The 17,968-nt window shown below is 63.6% G+C and carries 21 protein-coding genes; 13 read left to right on the forward strand and 8 right to left on the reverse strand.

Going from position 1 to position 17,968, the window contains the following annotated elements; genetic code table 11:
- Nucleotides 1–47: 47 nt before the first annotated feature.
- Nucleotides 48–545 carry a MarR family winged helix-turn-helix transcriptional regulator gene (locus NIBR502772_RS14810; RefSeq protein ID WP_141140777.1) on the forward strand — a complete coding sequence of 166 codons (498 nt, stop codon included), beginning with the start codon at nucleotides 48–50 and terminating at the stop codon, nucleotides 543–545.
- Here the strand turns inward: NIBR502772_RS14810 and NIBR502772_RS14815 are convergent.
- Nucleotides 542–1,183: a response regulator receiver protein gene (locus NIBR502772_RS14815; protein WP_141140778.1), complete on the reverse strand. Its 642-nt coding sequence runs from the start codon at nucleotides 1,181–1,183 to the stop codon at nucleotides 542–544. The two genes, NIBR502772_RS14810 and NIBR502772_RS14815, sit on opposite strands and share 4 nt — an antisense overlap.
- Before the next feature lie 139 nt (nucleotides 1,184–1,322).
- Here NIBR502772_RS14815 and NIBR502772_RS14820 point away from each other — a divergent pair, with 139 nt between their 5' ends.
- From NIBR502772_RS14820 to NIBR502772_RS14845, 5 genes are all read left to right on the forward strand, one after another.
- Nucleotides 1,323–2,387, forward strand: a complete 1,065-nt coding sequence (locus NIBR502772_RS14820; protein ID WP_141140779.1) for an FAD-dependent oxidoreductase — start codon at nucleotides 1,323–1,325, stop codon at nucleotides 2,385–2,387.
- A gap of 136 nt (nucleotides 2,388–2,523) precedes the next feature.
- Nucleotides 2,524–2,958: an SPFH domain-containing protein gene (locus tag NIBR502772_RS14830; protein ID WP_246848539.1), complete on the forward strand. Its 435-nt coding sequence runs from the start codon at nucleotides 2,524–2,526 to the stop codon at nucleotides 2,956–2,958.
- A gap of 8 nt (nucleotides 2,959–2,966) precedes the next feature.
- Nucleotides 2,967–3,863 carry a hypothetical protein gene (locus tag NIBR502772_RS14835; protein WP_141140780.1) on the forward strand — a complete coding sequence of 299 codons (897 nt, stop codon included), beginning with the start codon at nucleotides 2,967–2,969 and terminating at the stop codon, nucleotides 3,861–3,863.
- A 129-nt stretch (nucleotides 3,864–3,992) separates the two neighbouring features.
- Entirely contained in the window at nucleotides 3,993–4,850 is an 858-nt protein-coding gene (locus NIBR502772_RS14840) for an SDR family NAD(P)-dependent oxidoreductase (RefSeq protein WP_246848540.1), read from the forward strand.
- 11 nt (nucleotides 4,851–4,861) lie between these two features.
- A complete protein-coding gene (locus NIBR502772_RS14845; RefSeq protein ID WP_141140781.1) occupies nucleotides 4,862–5,479 on the forward strand; it encodes a GyrI-like domain-containing protein in 618 nt (205 codons plus the stop codon).
- Between the two features lie 73 nt (nucleotides 5,480–5,552).
- Here the strand turns inward: NIBR502772_RS14845 and NIBR502772_RS14850 are convergent, their stop codons facing one another.
- The 3 genes from NIBR502772_RS14850 to NIBR502772_RS14860 all read right to left on the reverse strand — a co-directional run bounded on the left by NIBR502772_RS14850 (nucleotide 5,553) and on the right by NIBR502772_RS14860 (nucleotide 8,097).
- Nucleotides 5,553–6,161 carry a TetR/AcrR family transcriptional regulator gene (locus NIBR502772_RS14850; RefSeq protein WP_141140782.1) on the reverse strand — a complete coding sequence of 203 codons (609 nt, stop codon included), beginning with the start codon at nucleotides 6,159–6,161 and terminating at the stop codon, nucleotides 5,553–5,555.
- Nucleotides 6,158–7,207: a saccharopine dehydrogenase family protein gene (locus tag NIBR502772_RS14855; RefSeq protein WP_141140783.1), complete on the reverse strand. Its 1,050-nt coding sequence runs from the start codon at nucleotides 7,205–7,207 to the stop codon at nucleotides 6,158–6,160. The genes NIBR502772_RS14850 and NIBR502772_RS14855 overlap by 4 nt, the downstream gene beginning before the upstream one ends.
- A gap of 71 nt (nucleotides 7,208–7,278) precedes the next feature.
- Complete coding sequence (locus NIBR502772_RS14860; RefSeq protein ID WP_141140784.1) at nucleotides 7,279–8,097, reverse strand: CPBP family intramembrane glutamic endopeptidase; 819 nt, start codon at nucleotides 8,095–8,097, stop codon at nucleotides 7,279–7,281.
- 205 nt (nucleotides 8,098–8,302) lie between these two features.
- Here NIBR502772_RS14860 and NIBR502772_RS14865 point away from each other — a divergent pair, with 205 nt between their 5' ends.
- Together NIBR502772_RS14865 and NIBR502772_RS14870 are read left to right on the forward strand one after the other, a co-directional pair.
- Entirely contained in the window at nucleotides 8,303–8,770 is a 468-nt protein-coding gene (locus NIBR502772_RS14865; RefSeq protein ID WP_141140785.1) for a DUF4383 domain-containing protein, read from the forward strand.
- Nucleotides 8,771–8,920: 150 nt separating this feature from the next.
- Nucleotides 8,921–10,450 carry an FAD-dependent oxidoreductase gene (locus NIBR502772_RS14870; protein WP_141140786.1) on the forward strand — a complete coding sequence of 510 codons (1,530 nt, stop codon included), beginning with the start codon at nucleotides 8,921–8,923 and terminating at the stop codon, nucleotides 10,448–10,450.
- A 7-nt stretch (nucleotides 10,451–10,457) separates the two neighbouring features.
- Here NIBR502772_RS14870 and NIBR502772_RS14875 read toward each other — a convergent pair whose 3' ends face one another.
- On the reverse strand, nucleotides 10,458–10,853 hold the full coding sequence (locus NIBR502772_RS14875) for a hypothetical protein (protein ID WP_246848541.1): 396 nt from the start codon (nucleotides 10,851–10,853) through the stop codon (nucleotides 10,458–10,460).
- A gap of 2 nt (nucleotides 10,854–10,855) precedes the next feature.
- Nucleotides 10,856–11,239, reverse strand: coding sequence for a cupredoxin domain-containing protein (locus NIBR502772_RS14880; RefSeq protein ID WP_210412305.1), 384 nt, complete (start codon nucleotides 11,237–11,239; stop codon nucleotides 10,856–10,858).
- 190 nt (nucleotides 11,240–11,429) lie between these two features.
- Here NIBR502772_RS14880 and NIBR502772_RS14885 point away from each other — a divergent pair, with 190 nt between their 5' ends.
- Nucleotides 11,430–12,509: a YhcG family protein gene (locus NIBR502772_RS14885; protein WP_246848542.1), complete on the forward strand. Its 1,080-nt coding sequence runs from the start codon at nucleotides 11,430–11,432 to the stop codon at nucleotides 12,507–12,509.
- Nucleotides 12,510–12,535: 26 nt separating this feature from the next.
- On the opposite strand, the gene NIBR502772_RS14890 is transcribed toward NIBR502772_RS14885, so the two are convergent.
- Nucleotides 12,536–13,273 (reverse strand): VOC family protein, encoded by a 738-nt coding sequence (locus NIBR502772_RS14890; RefSeq protein ID WP_141140788.1) that lies wholly within the window; start codon nucleotides 13,271–13,273, stop codon nucleotides 12,536–12,538.
- 191 nt (nucleotides 13,274–13,464) lie between these two features.
- Here NIBR502772_RS14890 and NIBR502772_RS14895 point away from each other — a divergent pair, with 191 nt between their 5' ends.
- On the forward strand, nucleotides 13,465–13,722 hold the full coding sequence (locus tag NIBR502772_RS14895) for a hypothetical protein (protein WP_246848543.1): 258 nt from the start codon (nucleotides 13,465–13,467) through the stop codon (nucleotides 13,720–13,722).
- Nucleotides 13,723–13,946: 224 nt separating this feature from the next.
- Here NIBR502772_RS14895 and NIBR502772_RS14900 read toward each other — a convergent pair whose 3' ends face one another.
- Complete coding sequence (locus tag NIBR502772_RS14900) at nucleotides 13,947–14,369, reverse strand: hypothetical protein (RefSeq protein ID WP_141140789.1); 423 nt, start codon at nucleotides 14,367–14,369, stop codon at nucleotides 13,947–13,949.
- A gap of 572 nt (nucleotides 14,370–14,941) precedes the next feature.
- On the opposite strand from NIBR502772_RS14900, the gene NIBR502772_RS14905 reads away from it, so the two are divergent.
- From NIBR502772_RS14905 to NIBR502772_RS14915, 3 genes are all read left to right on the forward strand, one after another.
- On the forward strand, nucleotides 14,942–15,952 hold the full coding sequence (locus NIBR502772_RS14905; RefSeq protein ID WP_141140790.1) for a LacI family DNA-binding transcriptional regulator: 1,011 nt from the start codon (nucleotides 14,942–14,944) through the stop codon (nucleotides 15,950–15,952).
- Nucleotides 15,953–16,029: 77 nt separating this feature from the next.
- Nucleotides 16,030–16,923 (forward strand): sugar ABC transporter permease, encoded by an 894-nt coding sequence (locus NIBR502772_RS14910; protein ID WP_246848544.1) that lies wholly within the window; start codon nucleotides 16,030–16,032, stop codon nucleotides 16,921–16,923.
- Nucleotides 16,924–16,930: 7 nt separating this feature from the next.
- On the forward strand, nucleotides 16,931–17,890 hold the full coding sequence (locus tag NIBR502772_RS14915; protein WP_141140792.1) for a carbohydrate ABC transporter permease: 960 nt from the start codon (nucleotides 16,931–16,933) through the stop codon (nucleotides 17,888–17,890).
- The last annotated feature ends 78 nt before the right edge of the window (nucleotides 17,891–17,968 follow it).

The following is a 17,968-nucleotide window of genomic DNA, read 5'->3' on the forward strand; positions in this document are numbered from 1 at the left end:
CCGGACATAAAACTTCACTCATGAAGTAAATGCCTTAGGCTTGCCCTATGGAAAATTCCGTCGAACCCCGCTGGCTGAGCAGCGATGAACGTGAGGTGTGGCTGACCCTCGTGGGCATCATGATGAAGCTCCCCGCCGCCCTGGACTCCCAGCTGCAGCAGGACGCCGGGATAAGCCACTTTGAGTACATGGTCCTTGCCGGCCTGTCTGAAGCTCCGAAACGAACCCGCCGGATGAGTGACCTGGCGGGCTTCACCGAGTCCGGACTCCCCCGCCTGTCCCAGGTTGTCAGCCGGCTTGAAAAGCGGGGCTGGGTTCACCGCTCCACGGATCCTTCCGACGGACGCATCACCCTGGCCACACTCACCGACGAGGGCTGGGCGAAGATCACCCAAACCGCTCCGGGACACGTGGAAGCAGTCCGAGCGCTCGTGTTCGATCCCCTCACGAAGGCGCAGTCGCGTCAGCTGGGGAGCATCGGCAAGCGCATCATGGGCGCCATCGACCCAGAGGACCGCTGCCTGCGTGAAAGCGCCCCGCTCTAGGATGAGCAGGGCGCGTAGCTGCACCGTTCCTGGCCGATGGTGACACCCAGCGCGAGATCTGTCGGCGTCCGCGAAGCCATGGCCGCCCTAAGGTTCTCCTCAGTCTCCTGCAGTGACACGATCCGGAGGACCAGGCGCAGTCCCTTCGACGCCTCGGCAGCCAAGGCATGGGCTGCTGCCATGGCGTCCCGGCCGAACCCGTGCGGCCTGGAGCTGTAGAAGATCATTCCTGCGCTGGCCTGGCCCTCCAAATGCAGCCGCAACGCCAGGAGCGACAGCACCTTCTCGCGCCGGGCGGCTTCGACGAAGCTGGGCCATCGCTCCTCGGATCTCAGGTCCGTGACCGAGACGATTCCTACCTCCAGCGAGGCAATCACTTCCGGCCCTTCACGGTCTCTGATCTGCTCGTCCTCGAGGCTTCGGCTGCGTTCGTCCGAGCCGCCCATCACAGGGGCACCTGAGGGCCGGAGTACTGTGATTCCGCAGGACACGTCCCCGGAAAACCACGCAAGCTCGTCCGCGCAGAACACCGACAGGTTCTCAAGAAACCCGGAGAGGTCCGCGGAATTCAACACAAGGTCCTGGATGTGCCGCGTGATCTCGGCCGTTTCATAGTTGAGGGGGGCTCGCGCAGCCATTTTTGGACACCTCCGGGATGCTGGGGTGGTTCCACGCCCAGCTGGACGGGCACCGCACACTGCCTAACGGTCATCCCAGCGTACCCGTCCACCCAAACGGGAGGAATGACCGGTTGGGTGGAGTCTGTAGCCTTGAGGCGTGGGACATTCAGCGGTCATCATCGGCGCGGGCATCAGCGGCCTGAGTACGGCACGGGCCCTGAAACGTCACGGCTGGTCAGTGACAGTCTTGGAGCAGGCTGCGGCCCTGCCGACGTCGGGCACCATGCTGGGCATGTGGCCGGCCGCCATGAAGGCCCTCGATGTTATCGGTGTTGACGCCTCGCGCCGCACTGATGGCTGGGCGCACATTGCTGCCGGCGTAGGAACCCGGCTCTGGACGCAGGCCGGGCGGACGTTGTTGACAGCCCCCGGGGGCGCCGACCTGAACCTGGTCTCCCGGCCCGCCTTGCTCGCCGCGCTTGCCCGGGACATCGACGTCAGCTTCAACACGCAGGTCGTCGACCCGGGCCAGATTGACGATGCAGCGCTGGTGGTCGGTGCAGATGGCACGTTCAGCCGCACCCGGCAGCGGATGTTCGGTGACCGGTTCTGCGCCCGTTCCCTTGGAGCCGTCGCCTGGCGGGGCACCGTCAGGGGCGCCGTGGCCGAATACGGCGAGGCTTGGGCCCCCGGGGCACTGTTCGGCATCACGCCGGCAGGTCCTGATGCGACGAACTGGTATGCATGCATCCGCGCCGATCGGACGTTTGACGGACCACACCTGCCGCACATAATGAACCATTTCGGCACTTGGCACCGCGGGGTGCGGGACCTGATCGGCAGGATCGAAGAGAATGCAGTCCTGCATCACGGACTCTTCGAGGCGCCGAGGTTGCATTCGTTCGTCACCGGGAACACTGCGCTGGTGGGCGACGCCGCCCACGCAATGGCGCCCTTCCTTGGACGCGGGGCCTGCGAGGCCATCGTTGATGGGGCCACGCTGGGGCGGGCCGTGGCAGAGGCCTCCTCTGTCGAGGCGGGTCTTGCCGCGTTCAATAAGGAACGCCGGGCGCGGACTCAGCGGCTGGTGCTCGCCTCACGCCTGATGGGCCAATTCGCCATGATGGATACCGGCTCAGGAATCCGCAACGCCGCGGTCGGTACCATCGGGCGGCTGGTCAAGCCCAGGCCACGGCGGGATCCCAAGCTCCCTCGCCACTAAGAGTCGTCAGTCACGCGGGCGCATGAGCGGCGGATTCAGCACGGCATGCGTGGGCCGACCTGCTGTCGGGCGGGCTGTTTCGGCGGGCCTGAAGAGAGCCGCGGGGCGGCCGGCGTCGCCCACAGTCATCCGCCCGGTGCTCTCCAGAAAACCAGGTGTTCCCGTCGATGACCAGGAACTGCCCACTCTCTTCCACGCCATCGACCAGATCGCCACCACCACGCTGGCCGAGGCCCTGGAGCGGGCTGTCAGCCAGCTCCGCACGGTCCTTACCGACGCGCTGCGCTCGGACGCCCGGCTCCTGTCCACAGGCATCGAGATCCTCGGCGTCCAGGTCCCGGCCGTCCGGCCGGAGTCGGACGTTGAGAGAGCCCTCCAGACGCCGGTCCGCGAACAGTTCCAGGCCGAAGCAGACCGCGCCGTCTACGAACGCCGGGCCGTCGCCGTCGAACGTGAACGGACCATTTCCGAGAACGAAATGGCAAGCCAGATCGAACTGGCCACCCGCGGCACGGCCTTGGCTGATGCAGGCCGCACAGCGGCGGGCACCACCGGCAACGCGGGGAAGTAGGATCCGGCATGGCAAATCCACGCCTTGTCATCGTCCACCGACGGACCGAGCTCCAGGAACTGCTGGACCGGCACGCCACCCGGGGCCAGGCAGAGTTCTTCCTCCGCACGCGGGGACGCAACATCCTGGATGTCCAGGAGCGCCACGACAGGATCACCGTTGCCCTGGAGTCGGTCCGGGCCGCGGTTCCGGCCGAATGGCGCCACGCCGAGGTGGAGCGTACGGACCTCAGCCGCTTCCTGCTCACCGCGGAGGACATCGTGGCCGTGGTGGGCCAGGACGGGCTGGTGGCCAACGCGGCCAAGTACCTCAACGGTCAACCGGTCATCGGGATCGATCCGGAGCCGGGAGCGAATCCCGACGTCCTGGTCCGGCACACGCCCAACGAGGCAGCAAAGCTGCTCCACGAAGCTGCCCTGGCCGGGCCGGATCGGCTGAACAGCCAGGAGCTTGCCACCGTGACGGCACACCTCGACGACGGGCAGGAACTCTCGGCGCTCAACGAGATCTTCGTCGGGCACGCCACGCACCAGTCGGCCCGGTACCAGCTCACCACCCCTGACGGCCGGACCGAACGGCAGTCCTCGTCCGGGCTGATCGTCTCCACCGGAACAGGCGCCACGGGCTGGTGCGCTTCCATCGCCCTCGAGCGCGGAGGACGCGCCCTGCCGGCGCCGGCAGACCCCCAGCTCGCGTGGTTCGTCCGCGAGGCCTGGCCCTCCCCCATCACCGGGGCCTTCCTGACGGAGGGGGTGCTGGAGGCGGTCGAGACACTCCGGATCACCGTGGCATCCGACCAGCTGGTGGTGTTCGGCGACGGCATGGAATCAGACCGCCTGACCGCATCCTGGGGCCAGGAAATCACGGTGCGGTTGGGCGAAAGGCCGCTGCGGCTGGTGGTGTAAGAATGTTGTCTGGTCAATCCGGCTCGCGTGTGTTGTGATTTTGACTAGTCGAGGCTAGCGCCGGAAATCCCCGGCTCCACCGCGGCCTCATCGTTACGACAAGATGGCAACGCGTCAGGAGGCGAGGCGATGGCATCCATGGACGGGACCGTGGCACTGGTGACGGGCGCGGCCGGCGGCTTGGGAGGCGCTGTGGCATCGGGCCTTGCACGTGAGGGTGCCTTGGTGGTCGTGGCGGGGCGCTCAACAACCCGGGCGAGCGAGGCGATGGCGGGCATCCGCCGGCTGGTTCCGGGCGCCAAACTTGAACCACTGGTCTGTGACCTCTCAGACCAGTCCTCGATCCATGCGGCGGCGGCTGAGTTCCTGTCCCGCCACGACCGGCTCGACGTGCTGGTCAACGCAGCGGGCGTGTTCCGCAAGGAGCGTCAGGTAACCCGCGATGGGCTCGAACTGACCTTTGCCACCAATGTGATGGCCTACTTCCTTCTGACGGACCTGCTGCTGGACGCGCTCACGCACCACGCAGCCGCACCACGCAGCAATTCCCGTATCGTCAACATCGCGTCCCGGTATGGCAATGCAAGGCTGAACTTCGACGACCTCCAGACTGCAAGCGGCAAGTACAGCTACCTTCGCTCGACGCCGCCCACAATGCTGGCCAGGGTTCTGCTCACGCAGGAGTTCGCTGAGCGTCTGCGCGGCTCAGGCGTGGTCGCCAATGCCGCCCATCCGGGACTGGTCAAGAACACGACGCTGCTGCAGGACGTCGGGGGCCCATTCCGCTGGATCACGAACACATTTGGAGCACCGGCAGAAAAGGCGGCGGATACACCGCTCTGGCTCGCCACGTCGCGCGAAACAGCAGGAGTCTCCGGAAAGCTCTGGGCCAAGCGCAAGGAGCTCCCGACGCCCGGAATGGGATCGGACCCCGAAGCCCGGAAGCGCCTGTGGGACGCGTGCGCGCGCCTGGCCGGGATGCCGTGAACGGTGGCAATGTGAAAGATGAAGACCTGCGGGCCAGGCTGAAGGAGTTGTACCTGCCACCCGTCACCGATTTCGTCCTGGTGGACGTGCCAGAGATGCGATTCGTTATGGTCGACGGGCGAGGCGGGCCAGACAGTCCTGCGTTCGCAGACGCCATCAAGTGGTTGTATGCAGTCATCGACCCCATGAAGCCTTTCGCCAGAGAACAAATGGGCAAGCACTTCGTAGAACCACCGCTGGAAGGCCTTTGGTGGGCGGACGATATCCAGGACTTCATCCACGGAAACCGAGACCAGCTGAACTGGCGGATGATGATCGTCTTTGAACCGGGCTGGCTGACGGCGGCGATGTTTGAGGATGCCGTGGATAAGGCGAAAGCAAGCATGGGTGAGCCGCCGTCCAGCCTGCGGCTCGAAAGCCTTCACGAAGGCCTGTGCGCCCAGATCATGCACGTGGGGCCGAACAGCGGGGAGGTGCCGACCCTTGCCAGGCTGCACAGTAAGTTCCTGCCTGCCCATGACCTGGTTCCAAACGGGAACCACCATGAGATCTACCTGGACGACCCCAAGCGAGTGGCTCCGGGGAAGCTAAGGACTGTCCTGCGGCAGCCAGTACGTCCATCGGGATAGGTTGCGACAAGCTCAACAACCAACATCCGTACGGCCGAGATGACTTTGTTTGCCTCCGGCCTACGGAGCGGTTTCAGAAGCCGTGGACCAGCCATTGTGCCGTGCGGATCAGCTCGGCATCGGAGCCCTCCGGACGGAGGCCACCGATGACCGAACGCGTCACGGCCGCGCCTTCAAAGAGACCAACCACGGTGCTGGCTACTGCGTTGCGCTGTGGTTCGCCGAGTTCGGGCCTGGCGCGCTCCACAAGGTCAGCTACATGCTCAGCGTATTGGGCATAGAAGGCCCTGACCACCGCGGCAATCTGCTCGTCTGCCGCGGCAATGGCCCAGACCTCAACGTGCATTCCGACTCCGGCCGGATCCGAGTGTTCAGCCAGGAGTGCGGTAAACAACCGCTCCGAGTGCTTCCGCGTCAACAGCTCGCCTGCGCCCGGACCGTCTCCGACGCCGATCCCGGACATTTCCTTGAGCCGTTGAAGTGAGCGCTTGAGCGAGCGATCAAGAACGGCCCGGATCAGGTCTGCCCTGGTCGGAAAATAGTGCTGCAGGTGACCGACCCGGACCCCTGCCGCGGCCGCAAAATCCCTCATTGCGGAGCCAGCGTTGCCTTTGGCGACCAGTACTTCCTCAGCGGCATCAAGGATCGTCGTCTGTCTGAGGGCGCCCTTGGTTCCGGTCATGACCTCAATATTGTCACACCGTGCAGCTCCAGTTCGGCGAGCATTTCGGCCAGGCGGGGAGTGCTCTCCGGGAAGCTGACGCCAGGCCGTGAGTCCTGATGCAGGACATTGCGCAGCCCGAGGAACCCACCGAGCGCGGTGAGGTGTGCTTGACCGAGCGGGTCTGAAATCAGAGCGGTTCGGGTACCTTTCCGTCCCTGAACATCAACGCGGACATGGGCGATGCCGCCCTTGCCCGGCGAGTACAAGAGTGAGCGCCTGACGGACGCCCAACGCCTTCCTCGGCCCCAGCGGAAGAGCCCCACCGCCTTCGCCGCCAAGAGGGCCGACGTCGATACGTTGGAGCTGAAGCCGATGCGGGTTGAGGCGGTCCCGGCGCCAAGGGTCATGGGGAAGGTGAACTGTTCGGGAGTGTCCAGCCGTGCAACTTTCGTAGGGTGCCCAGCAATATCCACCGAGCGGGTGTCGCTTAACGGGCTGACGATCACTGGCCTGCCATCTTTCCGGACCTCGAAGTCGTGCCCCAGCCGGTCCATAAAGTCCACGGAGTCCGCGCCGGCCCGGTCATTGGTGTCGTAGCGGATGGCAACATCGACCTGTTGTGCACCGTCCGCATCTTCCGCCAACCTTGCTGCAACGAGGCTGATCACCCCGCCCATCCATCCGGAGGACAGCAGTACCGGGGCAGTCGGGCCGAGCAGCGTTGCCTGCGTGGCAGCCTTAGTGAGGCGGCTCGTCCAGCGGGTGATGTCCACATAGGGGATTCCTGCGCTGACGGCGGCACGCAGCACCCGGTCATTGGGATCGTTGACAACGCTGATGACGGCCCGCGCCTGGGCGGCGAATGGCGCAGGGTCGTCGAGGTCCCACTTCCGCACAGTCACGTTGTGTTCTTCGGCAAGAGCGGCTCCGCCGTCAGGATTTCTACCAGTCAGGACAAGGGGCCACAGGGGCGCGGCGAGCCCGGTAAGGGCTGTTCCAACGGTGCCGTATCCACCGACGATCAGGACGGGACCGGCAGGTTTATGTTCAAGTAAATCGTTCATACAGGAAAGTTTAGGTCATATGACCTAAAAACTGGTTCTCACCTGGAAACCTCCTCACACGGCGCAAGGGCTCAGTACAAGAAGATCGGCAGCCAGTCGCGGTTGTGCGCGTGCACGAGTGCGAGGAACAGCACAAAGTCGAAGACCAGGTGCACCGTCACAACATAGGTGAACGACTTGGTCAGCTTGAAGGTGTATCCCTGCAGCAGCGCGAACGGGAACGTAAGAAGCGGCCCCCAGGCCATGTAGCCGATCTCCCAGAGAAAGGACGAGAAGACCACGGCCTGCAGGATGTTGGCGAGCCAGTCCGGGAAGTGCCGCCGCAGCAGCGTGAACGTGGTGCAGATGAAGAACAGCTCGTCCCAAATTCCAACCGCGTTGACGCCGAGAAAGAGGCGCCAGAAGATGGTGGGGTCGGACGCGTCCGGCCAGTTCTGATACACGCCGGTGCGGATCAGGTAGACCGGCAGGATGAGGTAGCCGAGGGCCACAACAGCGATCAGGTACAGCTTTGCGCTCAACGGCCACTTGCGGCCCGTGTTCACCGGAAACTTGATGATCCTCTCGCGGTAGGCGAAACGGGACACCAGCCACGGCACCAGCACGGCCAACGCAAGGGCTCCACCCATCAGAGCAATGTGCGGGATGCTCAAATCAGCGTTCAGCGGAACCAGGCTGATGATCACCATTCCCGCCGCAATCAGCCCGAGGTGCCGTAGGAATTCACGGTCGATGACTGCGGCCGTGACGAGGCTCAACGCAAGCACGCCGTAGCCCATGAGGTCATTCTCGACACCGAATAGCAGCACTCCGGACACGGAGAGCAGAACCGCTGGCACCAGTTTCCAGGTGAGCGCGGTACGGGGTGGTTCGGTCAAGATCGAAGTCACCCTACCAGCATGTCAGCGACGGCGACGTCTGGGAAAGATGGCCGCTGCGGTCAACCTCTGGGCGAGGCCCCCAAAGCACTGTTACCCCTGCCCACAGGCGGTTTTCCGGAGTACGATGTGGGCGTCGGCAGGATTCCTGCGACTCCTTGCCGCAAGGCCGGCTCTCCATCTGAAGAGCCGGCAACCAGCGTGAAAGGGAGACAAAATGACTACCGCGTCACACCCTGCCCAACACCACATGATGGGGTTGACACTTCACAACACCGCCATCGGTATCGGTGCAGTTTTCCTGCTGGTTGGAGTCCTCGGGTTCATCCCGGGAATCACCACCAATTACGGCGCCATGACCTTCGCGGGACATGAGTCCGGGGCCATGCTCCTTGGCGTCTTCCAAGTGTCAGTGCTGCACAACATCGTGCATTTGCTGTTCGGTGTGGCCGGGATCGTTATGGCCCGGACGAACCCGATGGCCCGCTGGTTCCTGCTCGGCGGCGGCGTCGTGTACCTGGTCCTGTGGATCTACGGCCTGGTCATCGACATGAACACGGCGGCCAACTTCGTCCCGTTCAACACTGCTGACAACTGGCTGCACCTGGTTCTGGGCGTTGGCATGGTGGGCCTGGGCCTCTGGCTGGGCCGGGATGCCATGGAGAAGAAGGGAAGCGCTATGTAGCGCCTCCACGGTTCGTGGAAAACCGACGACGGCGGCCGTCCCCCTGGGTACACAATCCTCGGGACGGTCGCCGTCAGTCCCTCGGCGTCGGCTGCTGCTGACGCAGCCTTTACACAGCCGAGCAGTACCGGGTGATCCTGAGGTGACGCAGTGAATGACGCATCGAACAGTGGACGGCCGGAAGGTGAACCCCGCTCCCTCTGGGTTGCTACCGCCGGAACCACCGATTATCCGGTCCTCCGGGGGGAGCTGGAGGTGGACGTCGCGGTCATCGGGGCCGGCATCGCCGGGCTGACCGCAGCGTTGGCGCTCAAACGCACCGGCCGGACCGTCGCGGTCATCGAGACCGCCCGCGTCGGAACCGGCGTCACCGGCCACACCACCGGCAAGGTCACCTCCCTTCACCGCCTTGCCTACACGGAACTTGCGCGCCGACACGGCAACGACACCGCGCGTATCTACGGGGAGGCCAACCAGGCCGCAGTCGAACACGTCGCGCAACTCGTGGCCGCCGAAGCCATCGACTGTGACTTCCGCCGCGTAGCCAACTACACCTACGCCGAATCCGACGGCGCGCTCAGCCACGTGCGCGCCGAAGCCAACCTTGCCGCCAGCCTCGGCCTGCCCGCCGCTTTCACCACCGACGTGCCGCTGCCCTTCCCGCTCAAGGGCGCGGTCCGATTCGACGGGCAGGCGCAAATCCATGCCGTGAAATACCTCCGGGGTCTCGCCCGCGCGGTCAACGGTGAGGGCAGCTTCGTCTATGAGCAGACCCGGGCGCAGCAGGTCCACGATGGTTCCCCGGCCGTCGTCGATACCGAACACGGCACCGTCCGGGCACGCGGCATCATCGTCGCAACGAATGTGCCGTGGGGCGGGCAGGGCCTGTTCTACCTGCGGTCGCATCCGCACCGCTCCTACCTCGTCGCCGGCCGCGTGGACACGCCACCGCTGGACGCCACGTTCATCAGCGCCGACGAACCGATGCGATCCATTCTGACCACCAGCGTCAACGGCACAAGCTACGTGCTCACCGGCGGCGAGGGCCACCGCGTGTCCGAGCCCGGCGATACAGCCGCGCGTTACCGCAGACTCGCCACCTTCGCCCACGACCGCCTCGGTGTGGACAAGATCGCCTACCGATGGTCAACACAGGACGGCATCCCGCTCGACGGGCTGCCCTACGCCGGACTTATGTCCCCCACCGCCAAACACGTGTACGTGATCACCGGCCTGCGCAAATGGGGCCTGTCCAATGGAACCGCTGCCGCCCTCATTCTTGCCGACACCCTCAGCGGCCGGGAAAACCCCTGGGCCTCGGTGTTCAACAGCAACCGGTTCACCCCGGCAGCCAGCGCGAAACGGTTCGCGGAGGAGAACTTCAAGACCGTGGCAGCTGTCCTGGCAGGCAAACTCCGCGGCCGGCCCGGCCACACGGAACTGTCGCCGGGTCAGGGGAAAGTCATGACCGTCAACGGCGAGAGCACCGCCGTCTACAAAGACGCAGGCGGGCAGGTCCACGCCGTCTCCGCCACGTGCACCCATTTGGGCTGCACCGTCGGCTTCAACTCCGCCGACGCCACCTGGGACTGCCCCTGCCACGGCTCCCGATTCTCCACCGACGGAACAGTCATCCAAGGACCCGCCGCGAAGAACCTCCCACCCGCGCAGATGCCCTGATCCCCTGCTACTTGGCGGACCGGCGCTTGGGGGCGGTGCGCACCAGGCCCACAGCGGCCAAGAGCGCTCCGGCTCCCTCAGCCACGGCGCTGAGCGACTTCTCAAGAAACCACACCGGCTCATACATGGCAGGGAAGGGTCCGAAGGCCGGGATATCCACATACCGGTACAACACCACGGCCACGAATGCGCTCAGGGCCACCACCAGGGCCAGGGCAAAGGAGGCTCTACTGCCGCGGAACAGAACCCACAGCGCCGCCAGCACCGCCGCGGCCGATTCGAGATAGAACAAGTTGCCTTGTCCGATTCCGCCAGGCGAGGCCGCCTGGTAGCCGGGGGCCAGATAAATATGTACCCCGGCATCGATGAACAATGCCAGTGCCGTCAGTACCCTCAGTGCCATGTTCATTTGACTATCAGCGTCCCGCGCATATTGGGGTGATAAGTGCAGAAGTAGGGGTAGGAGCCGGGTGCCGAGGGCGCCGTGAACGTGGCCGTCCCGCCGCTTCCGCGGACATCCACGTCAAATGCCTGGCCCTGGTCCGCGGTGACGGTATGGCCCGCTGAATCCATGTTGGTGACCGTGACAATTGTGCCCGGCGCAACGGTCAGCGGCGCGCCATACTCGAAGTCCTTGATGGTGATTACAGGCGCTCCAGGAGTGACCGCTCCCGTCGTCGCTGTCCCCGGCCCGGGGGACGCCGCGGGACTCCCGGTGCCGGAGCCGCAACCGCCCAAAAGGAGCGCCGCCATCAGTAGCACCGTGGCCTTGGCCTGAATCGCTCTCACTGTGACCGTCCTCGACTCCGGAAAACCAGGGCCGGCAAGGCCCCGCCTGTCCCTATTATTGTGCGCGCATCAGACGGAAATGGCGCCTACGGCTGCAGCGGTAGGCGCCACCTTGCCCGCGGATCAAGAATGTCAGTGCCGGCAGATAGGTTCAGGGCGAAATGATCGCCACGAAAGGGAACCGATCCGCGTGTCTACACCAGCATCGTTTGAATCAACGCCCGCGACGTCAAGCATGCCCGATTGGTATCCGGAGTTGTTGGCGTCCGTCGCCTCACAGGTCCGTTCCGGCCGGTCCAGGGCAATTTCGGCCGCCAACCGGGAGATGCTGCTTTCGTACTGGGTGATTGGCAGCGAATTGGCCAAGCGAGAGTCAGCCCAAGGTTGGGGTAGCAAAGTGGTAACGCGGCTCTCGGCTGACGTCCGCTCGGCTTTTCCCGAGGCACGTGGATTTTCGCCGCGAAATCTCCGCTATATGAAGTCGTTCGCCGAAGCCTGGCCTGACTTCCCAATGTTGCAACAGCCTGTTGCAACATTGCCGTGGGGCCACAATGTCATCCTTCTCGACAAACTTGAGGACTCGGGCGCCCGGCGCTGGTACGCCGCTGCCGCCGTCGAGAATGGCTGGTCACGGAACGTGCTTGCCCACCACATCGAGACGAAGCTCTCCGAACGTTCCGGCAAGGCGATCACCAACTTCAAAGCAACATTGCCGCCGTCGGATTCGGATCTTGCCCAGCAATCATTCAAGGACCCATATGTCTTCGACTTCGTGGCCATGACAGGCAAGCGGAATGAGCGTGAGCTTGAGGGACAACTCGTGGTGCACGTCGAAAAATTCCTGTTGGAGCTCGGCCAGGGATTCGCCTTCGTTGGCCGGCAAGTCCGGTTGACCATCGGGGCGGACGAATTCTTCGCCGACCTGCTGTTCTACAATTTCAAGCTCCGCTGCTTCGTTGTGGTCGAGCTGAAGGCCACCGCCTTCAAGCCGGAGTATCTGGGTCAGATCAACATGTACATGTCCGCTGTCGACGACCTCCTGGGTCATCCTGACGACGAGCCGACCATCGGACTGCTGCTGTGCAAAACGAAGAACAACGTCGTGGCCGAGTACTCTTTGCGGGGCTTCTCGAAACCGATCGGTATCGCCGAATGGGAATCCGCGATTGTGGCGTCCTTGCCAGAGGAATTCGCTGCCACGCTACCCAGCATCAGCGAAATCGAAGCCGAGCTTTCGCAAGACTTTTCCCAAGGAGATTCGGTGGATTAGCCGGAATCGATATGCAAGGCTCTGCGTCAGCCCGGGGCGAGGACGCAGAACTCGTTGCCCTCAGGGTCGGCGAGGCACACCCATGGCACATCGCCCTGGCCGACGTCGGCGTCGGTGGCGCCCAGAGCCCGCAGCCTGGCCACTTCTGCCGCTTGATCACCACCCGGGTACGGCATCACGTCGAGATGGACACGGTTCCACACCGTCTCCACTCCGGACGTGCGAAGTAGTTCCAGATACGGCCCGACGCCCTTGGCCGAACGCAGCCTCGCATGATCGTCGTTCACCTCGTGCACGGTCCAGTCCGTGGCCTCGCCCCAGAACCGGGCCAGGGCCCGCGGATCGGCGCAGTTGACCACCACCGTGGCAATCGGCCCGGTGTCCCGGTAGATCGATCGCGGCTCCAGCACACAGAACACATTGCCCTCCGGGTCTGCCAGGACCTTCCACGGCACATCACCCTGGCCCACATCCGCGGGCGTCGCACCGAGCTCCACGAGGCGCGCCACCAGCTCCGCCTGATGGGCCAAGGACGTGGTGGCCAGATCGAGGTGCGCGCGGTACTTCACTGTCTCGGGGTCCGGGACGGTCACGACATCGACGCACACGGCGGTGGGGTCCGGCCATGCGAAGCCCACGGGTTCAACATTGGTCACTCCGGGTCCCTCGCTGGAAACACCCCAGCCGAGCGCCTCCGCCCAAAACCGGCCGAGCGCCGAGTCATCCCGAGCCTTGAAATTCACCTGAACAAGTCGCAGCGCCATAGCACCAGACCCTATACCCACGTAAATACCCGATACCGGAGGCACGCCCTGGTCCGGGTCATTATCGCGGAGTCTTTACTCCAATGCGTCGTCGAGTCAACAATGGCTCTTACTACGGCCTCCGCTGGCTTGGCAGGGCGCCGCCCATCCGACTGCCGCCCCACCGGGCTGCCCTACACAGGAGCGCTGACATGAACGATCCGACAGCCACATCCCAGACAACCTCGGCTGTATCTGATCGCGCTGCACGGCTGGCGTCGATCCCCTCCTTTCAGCGGGTTAACGCCTACATCCGGGAGTACGGTGCCCGCGGGCATGGGCAGGTGCCGGGCAGCGACTTCACCTTCGGCAATCCACACCAGATGCCGGCCGACCGCTATGTGAATACCCTGCGGGACGCGCTGGCTCCTCAGAATGATCAGTGGTTCGCCTACTGGCGCTCCTCGTAAGTCCGGTCCAGGTAGTACCGAAGGGTCTTCTCGGATGTCTTGATCCTTGCGACCTCGGTCTCCCGATATGTCTTGAGCTTCTCGCGTTTCCTGCTCTCCGTCTCGTGGATCTGGATCGCCTCGCGCAAAATCCCACGATCTCGTTGAACGCGCCGAGCGCATCAGCGGAGCTGACCCGGTCCACCGCCGGAGGCAGCACTTTGCCCTCGTGTACGCGTTTCTGATCAGTCATCTGTGGCCTCCGTGGTTGTATCGGGGGATCTAAACGTGAGTTGTTCGGTAGTCCCATCGAGGCTGTCGTCCTCGCCGACGGCTGGCACGCTGATGATTTGTCCCACCGCCGTGACGAGGGTAAAGGCGACAAGGAGCCGCTTGCCGTGAAGCTTCCTGGTGGAGTCGAACGACTCGGACTCCAGAACGTCAATCGCCTTCGTCGCCTGGGATACCAGATGGCTGAGGACCCCGTCCTGATCACGCGCCCACTCCTTCACCCCGCGGTGGAGCTCGTCCTGCACATCGAGCGGCGCTATCGCGACGTCGACAATTCTTCGGTGCTCATCAGCCTGACTTAGTGCTTTGGTTCCATGGATCTTCACCGTGACACCGGCGCCGAGGAGACCCACACCCGCACCTGCGACATTGAGCATGAGCCCGCCAAATTCCATGCAGCCACCGCCCGAAACGTAGCTTCCGCCGCCGAAGAATGCCAGTATGGCCCGCTCTGCGCGGCCCCGTTGAGGGTTTTGATTCGGGTCCCGGTAGGTGGACGAAGCAAACGTGGGTTACTGCAGCGCGGATAAGTTGGACGCCAGCGGGTTCTTCATGGCTTGCTGTGCCCCGGACGAAGGCGATACCGGTCCGCACGTCGCTTTCGACGATGCGACCGTAGTAGGAGTCTGGGACTGAATGCGAGACCTAGTTCCGCAAGGACGCCGGGCACTGCCAGCACGCCCGAAGTACCAATGACCTAGTCCCCTAACCAAGCCCACAGAGCCTCTTGTTGGCACGACGTCGCCTTGCGGGAAACCCTGACCCCCGGAGGTTTTCAATGACGCACCCTAGCGGGTCTAAACGGAGGATTTATGTGGTTCGACTCGCCCTGTTGACCGCTGATGTGATGCACGATACAGTTTACGAAGTTATACGAATAACTCACGAAAGCAACTGGCCCGAGGAGGTGCCCATCATGGCTGGATCACGGCCAAAGTCAGGACCGACAATGCACGACGTCGCTGCTGCTGCCGGCGTTTCACAGGCCACCGTGTCGCTGGTGCTGAATTCAGCCTCCGGGTCGCGTTTCTCCGAGGATACGCGCAAGCGTGTTCGGGACGCCGTGAAACGGCTCGGCTACCGTACCAACGCCCACGCCAAAGTCCTTCGCGAGGGCGTGGCCGGCATGATCGGGTTCATTGGCGATTCCGTGGCCACCACTCCTTTTGCAGGCGCCATCATCGAAGGCGCACAGCAGCGGGCCTGGGAAGACGGACTCCTCCTGCTCTCGGTAAACACCGGCGGTGATAAGCAGCTCGAGGCCGCATCTTTGGACACCATGCTCTCTTATAAGGTCGCCGGCGTGGTCTATGCCGCCATGTATCACCGGCGGCTGGAAGTTCCTGAGGCCCTGTCGGGCGTCAGGTCCGTGGTGCTGAATTCGCAGGACCGGGCGGGTCTCGTCCCGAGCGTCGCCCCGGACGAGGTCAAAGGCGGGTACGCGGCCACGAGCCGACTCCTCGAGGCGGGCCACACCCGGGTGGGGATGATCAATATCGAAACCCTTGAAAGCGGCCTTCCCGCCGCCGTCGGCCGCTATGAGGGCTACTGCGCGGCACTTGAGGAAGCGGGGCTGGCCGTTGATCCGTCGCTGGTCCGCTTCGGGCAAGGCGGTGAGGAGCATGGCTACAAGTACACGATGGAGCTCATGACCACCAGCAACCCGCCCACCGCGATCTTCTGCGCGAACGACCGCGGCGCCTGGGGTGCCTACCAGGCCGTCTCGGACCTGCACCTCTCCATCCCCGGGGACGTCTCGATCGTGGGGTTTGATAATCAGGCGACTCTGGCGCCGTTTCTTCGCCCGGGATTGACCACTTTTGAATTGCCGTTCGTCGCCATGGGCCGGCGCGCGGTTGAGCTGATCCTCCAGGACGCGGAACCCGATGGCCGGGTCGAGCTGATGGACTGCCCTCTGATTGAACGAAATTCCGTGACCCATCCTAAGGAGATGCCATGAGCCGCACCATTCCGGCCCGACGCGGCCGTCCTGCTGCGGCGCCGGTGCCGCAGCGAAAAACTTCTCTTTCGCTCCGAATGAAGAGGATTTCCCGTGCCTGGCAGTTATACGTATTACTAGCCCCGGCGATTGTCTACATTCTGGTCTTCAAGTACTGGCCGATGTACGGCGTGCAGATCGCGTTCAAGAACTACAACCCGGTGGACGGGTTCACGGACAGCCCCTGGGTGGGTCTGACGCACTTCATCAGGTTCGTGAACTCCTACCAGTTCGGCCAGGTGGTCGGTAACACCTTGTGGATTGCCGTCCTTGGACTGTTGGTGGCCTTCCCGATTCCAATCATCCTGGCTTTGCTGGTCAACCAGCTCCAGAGCGAGAGGTTCAAGAAGTTCACCCAGACCGTGCTGTATTCGCCCGCGTTCATCTCCACCGTGGTGGTGGTTGGCATCATGTTCGTGGTTCTGTCCCCGAGGTCGGGGCTGGTGAACAACGCCATCCAGCTGGGCGGCGGGGAGCCGATCTTCTTTATGGGTTCGGCGGAGTGGTTCCGCCCCATCTATGTCATCTCGGATGTCTGGCAGAACGCCGGATTCTCGATGATCGTGTACCTCGCGGCACTGGCGGCGATCGACCCGGCACTGCATGACGCTGCCAAGGTGGACGGCGCTTCCAAGCTCCAGCGCATCCGTCACATTGACCTCCCGGGCATCATGCCGGTGGTGACGATCCTGTTCATCCTGGCCATCGGCAACCTGCTCAACGTCGGCTTCGAGAAGGCACTGCTGATGCAGACGCCGCTGAATATTTCGACCTCGGAGATCATCCAGACCTACGTCTACCACGCGGGTCTGCAGCAGGCGCAGTTCAGTTATTCGGCCGCTATTGGCCTGTTCAATTCCCTCCTCAACCTGGCGCTGCTGCTCGTCTTCAACACGATTGCGCGCCGGGCCAACCAAGCGACCCTGTGGTGATGCCGAAATGTCTCTGACAACCAACCCCCGCACTACCGAGAACCGGAGCCGGCCCCTCAGCCAGTTCCGTCCCAAGCGGACCCTGCGCGACAAATACGGCGACCGGGCCTTCAACATTGGCGCCACCGCCGTCCTGCTGCTGTCCATCCTGGCCGTGGTGTACCCGCTGTACTTCATCGTCATCGCCTCCATCAGCGACCCGAACGCCGTCTACGAAGGCAAAGTCTGGCTGCTTCCCTCCGGTGTTACCACGGAGGGGTACGAGCGGATCTTTGCCGACAGCCGGATCTGGAACGGTCTGGGCAACACGGTCATCTATACCGTGCTCGGCACCGCCGTCAGCGTCAGCACCATCCTGTGCGGCGCCTACGCACTGTCCCGCAAGGACATGCCTGGCCGGAAGATCCTGATGCTCCTTTTCGTGATCACCATGTTCTTTGACGGCGGACTCATCACCAAGTACCTGGTGGTCCGCGACCTGGGCATGCTGGACACCGTCTGGGCAGTGGTTCTGCCGGGAGCGGTGGGCGTATGGAACCTGATCATCGCCAGGTCCTTCTTCGAGCACACCATTCCGAACGAACTGCGCGAAGCCGCCCAGATGGACGGGGCAACGGACTTCAAATTCTTCTTCCAGATGGTGCTCCCACTGTCGAAGCCACTGATCATGCTGATGATCATGGTCCACGTCGTGGCGCAATGGAACTCGTTCTTTGACGCACTGATCTTCCTCAACGACGACTCCAAGTACCCGTTGCAGCTCGTCCTGCGCAACATCCTGATCCAGTCAGACGTCTCCTCCACCGGAACCACCGGCGGGGACATCGAATCCTATGCCGCCGCGCAACGGATCGCAGAGCTCACCAAGTACGCCATGATCGTCGTCTCGAGCCTGCCACTCATGATTGCCCTGCCATTCATGCAGAAGCACTTCACCAAGGGCGCCATGATCGGCGCCGTCAAATAGCTCCTCACCGCATCAACCGCCCGGGCAACCGCCGTCGGACGGCAGCACACCCACCGCAAGAACCCACCTCAGAATAGG

The sequence above is a fragment of the Pseudarthrobacter sp. NIBRBAC000502772 genome (assembly GCF_006517235.1).
GTDB lineage: Bacteria > Actinomycetota > Actinomycetes > Actinomycetales > Micrococcaceae > Arthrobacter.

Coding starts and splice junctions, on each gene's coding strand:
- NIBR502772_RS14840 (WP_246848540.1), top strand. CDS start 3,993: ATGGCATCCATGGACGGGACCGTGGCACTGGTGACGGGCGCGGCCGGC.
- NIBR502772_RS14900 (WP_141140789.1), bottom strand. CDS start 14,369: ATGCTCAATGTCGCAGGTGCGGGTGTGGGTCTCCTCGGCGCCGGTGTC.
- NIBR502772_RS14835 (WP_141140780.1), top strand. CDS start 2,967: ATGGCAAATCCACGCCTTGTCATCGTCCACCGACGGACCGAGCTCCAG.
- NIBR502772_RS14815 (WP_141140778.1), bottom strand. CDS start 1,183: ATGGCTGCGCGAGCCCCCCTCAACTATGAAACGGCCGAGATCACGCGG.
- NIBR502772_RS14895 (WP_246848543.1), top strand. CDS start 13,465: ATGAACGATCCGACAGCCACATCCCAGACAACCTCGGCTGTATCTGAT.
- NIBR502772_RS14910 (WP_246848544.1), top strand. CDS start 16,030: ATGAAGAGGATTTCCCGTGCCTGGCAGTTATACGTATTACTAGCCCCG.
- NIBR502772_RS14855 (WP_141140783.1), bottom strand. CDS start 7,207: ATGAACGATTTACTTGAACATAAACCTGCCGGTCCCGTCCTGATCGTC.
- NIBR502772_RS14810 (WP_141140777.1), top strand. CDS start 48: ATGGAAAATTCCGTCGAACCCCGCTGGCTGAGCAGCGATGAACGTGAG.
- NIBR502772_RS14850 (WP_141140782.1), bottom strand. CDS start 6,161: ATGACCGGAACCAAGGGCGCCCTCAGACAGACGACGATCCTTGATGCC.
- NIBR502772_RS14865 (WP_141140785.1), top strand. CDS start 8,303: ATGACTACCGCGTCACACCCTGCCCAACACCACATGATGGGGTTGACA.
- NIBR502772_RS14875 (WP_246848541.1), bottom strand. CDS start 10,853: ATGGCACTGAGGGTACTGACGGCACTGGCATTGTTCATCGATGCCGGG.
- NIBR502772_RS14915 (WP_141140792.1), top strand. CDS start 16,931: ATGTCTCTGACAACCAACCCCCGCACTACCGAGAACCGGAGCCGGCCC.
- NIBR502772_RS14890 (WP_141140788.1), bottom strand. CDS start 13,273: ATGGCGCTGCGACTTGTTCAGGTGAATTTCAAGGCTCGGGATGACTCG.
- NIBR502772_RS14905 (WP_141140790.1), top strand. CDS start 14,942: ATGCACGACGTCGCTGCTGCTGCCGGCGTTTCACAGGCCACCGTGTCG.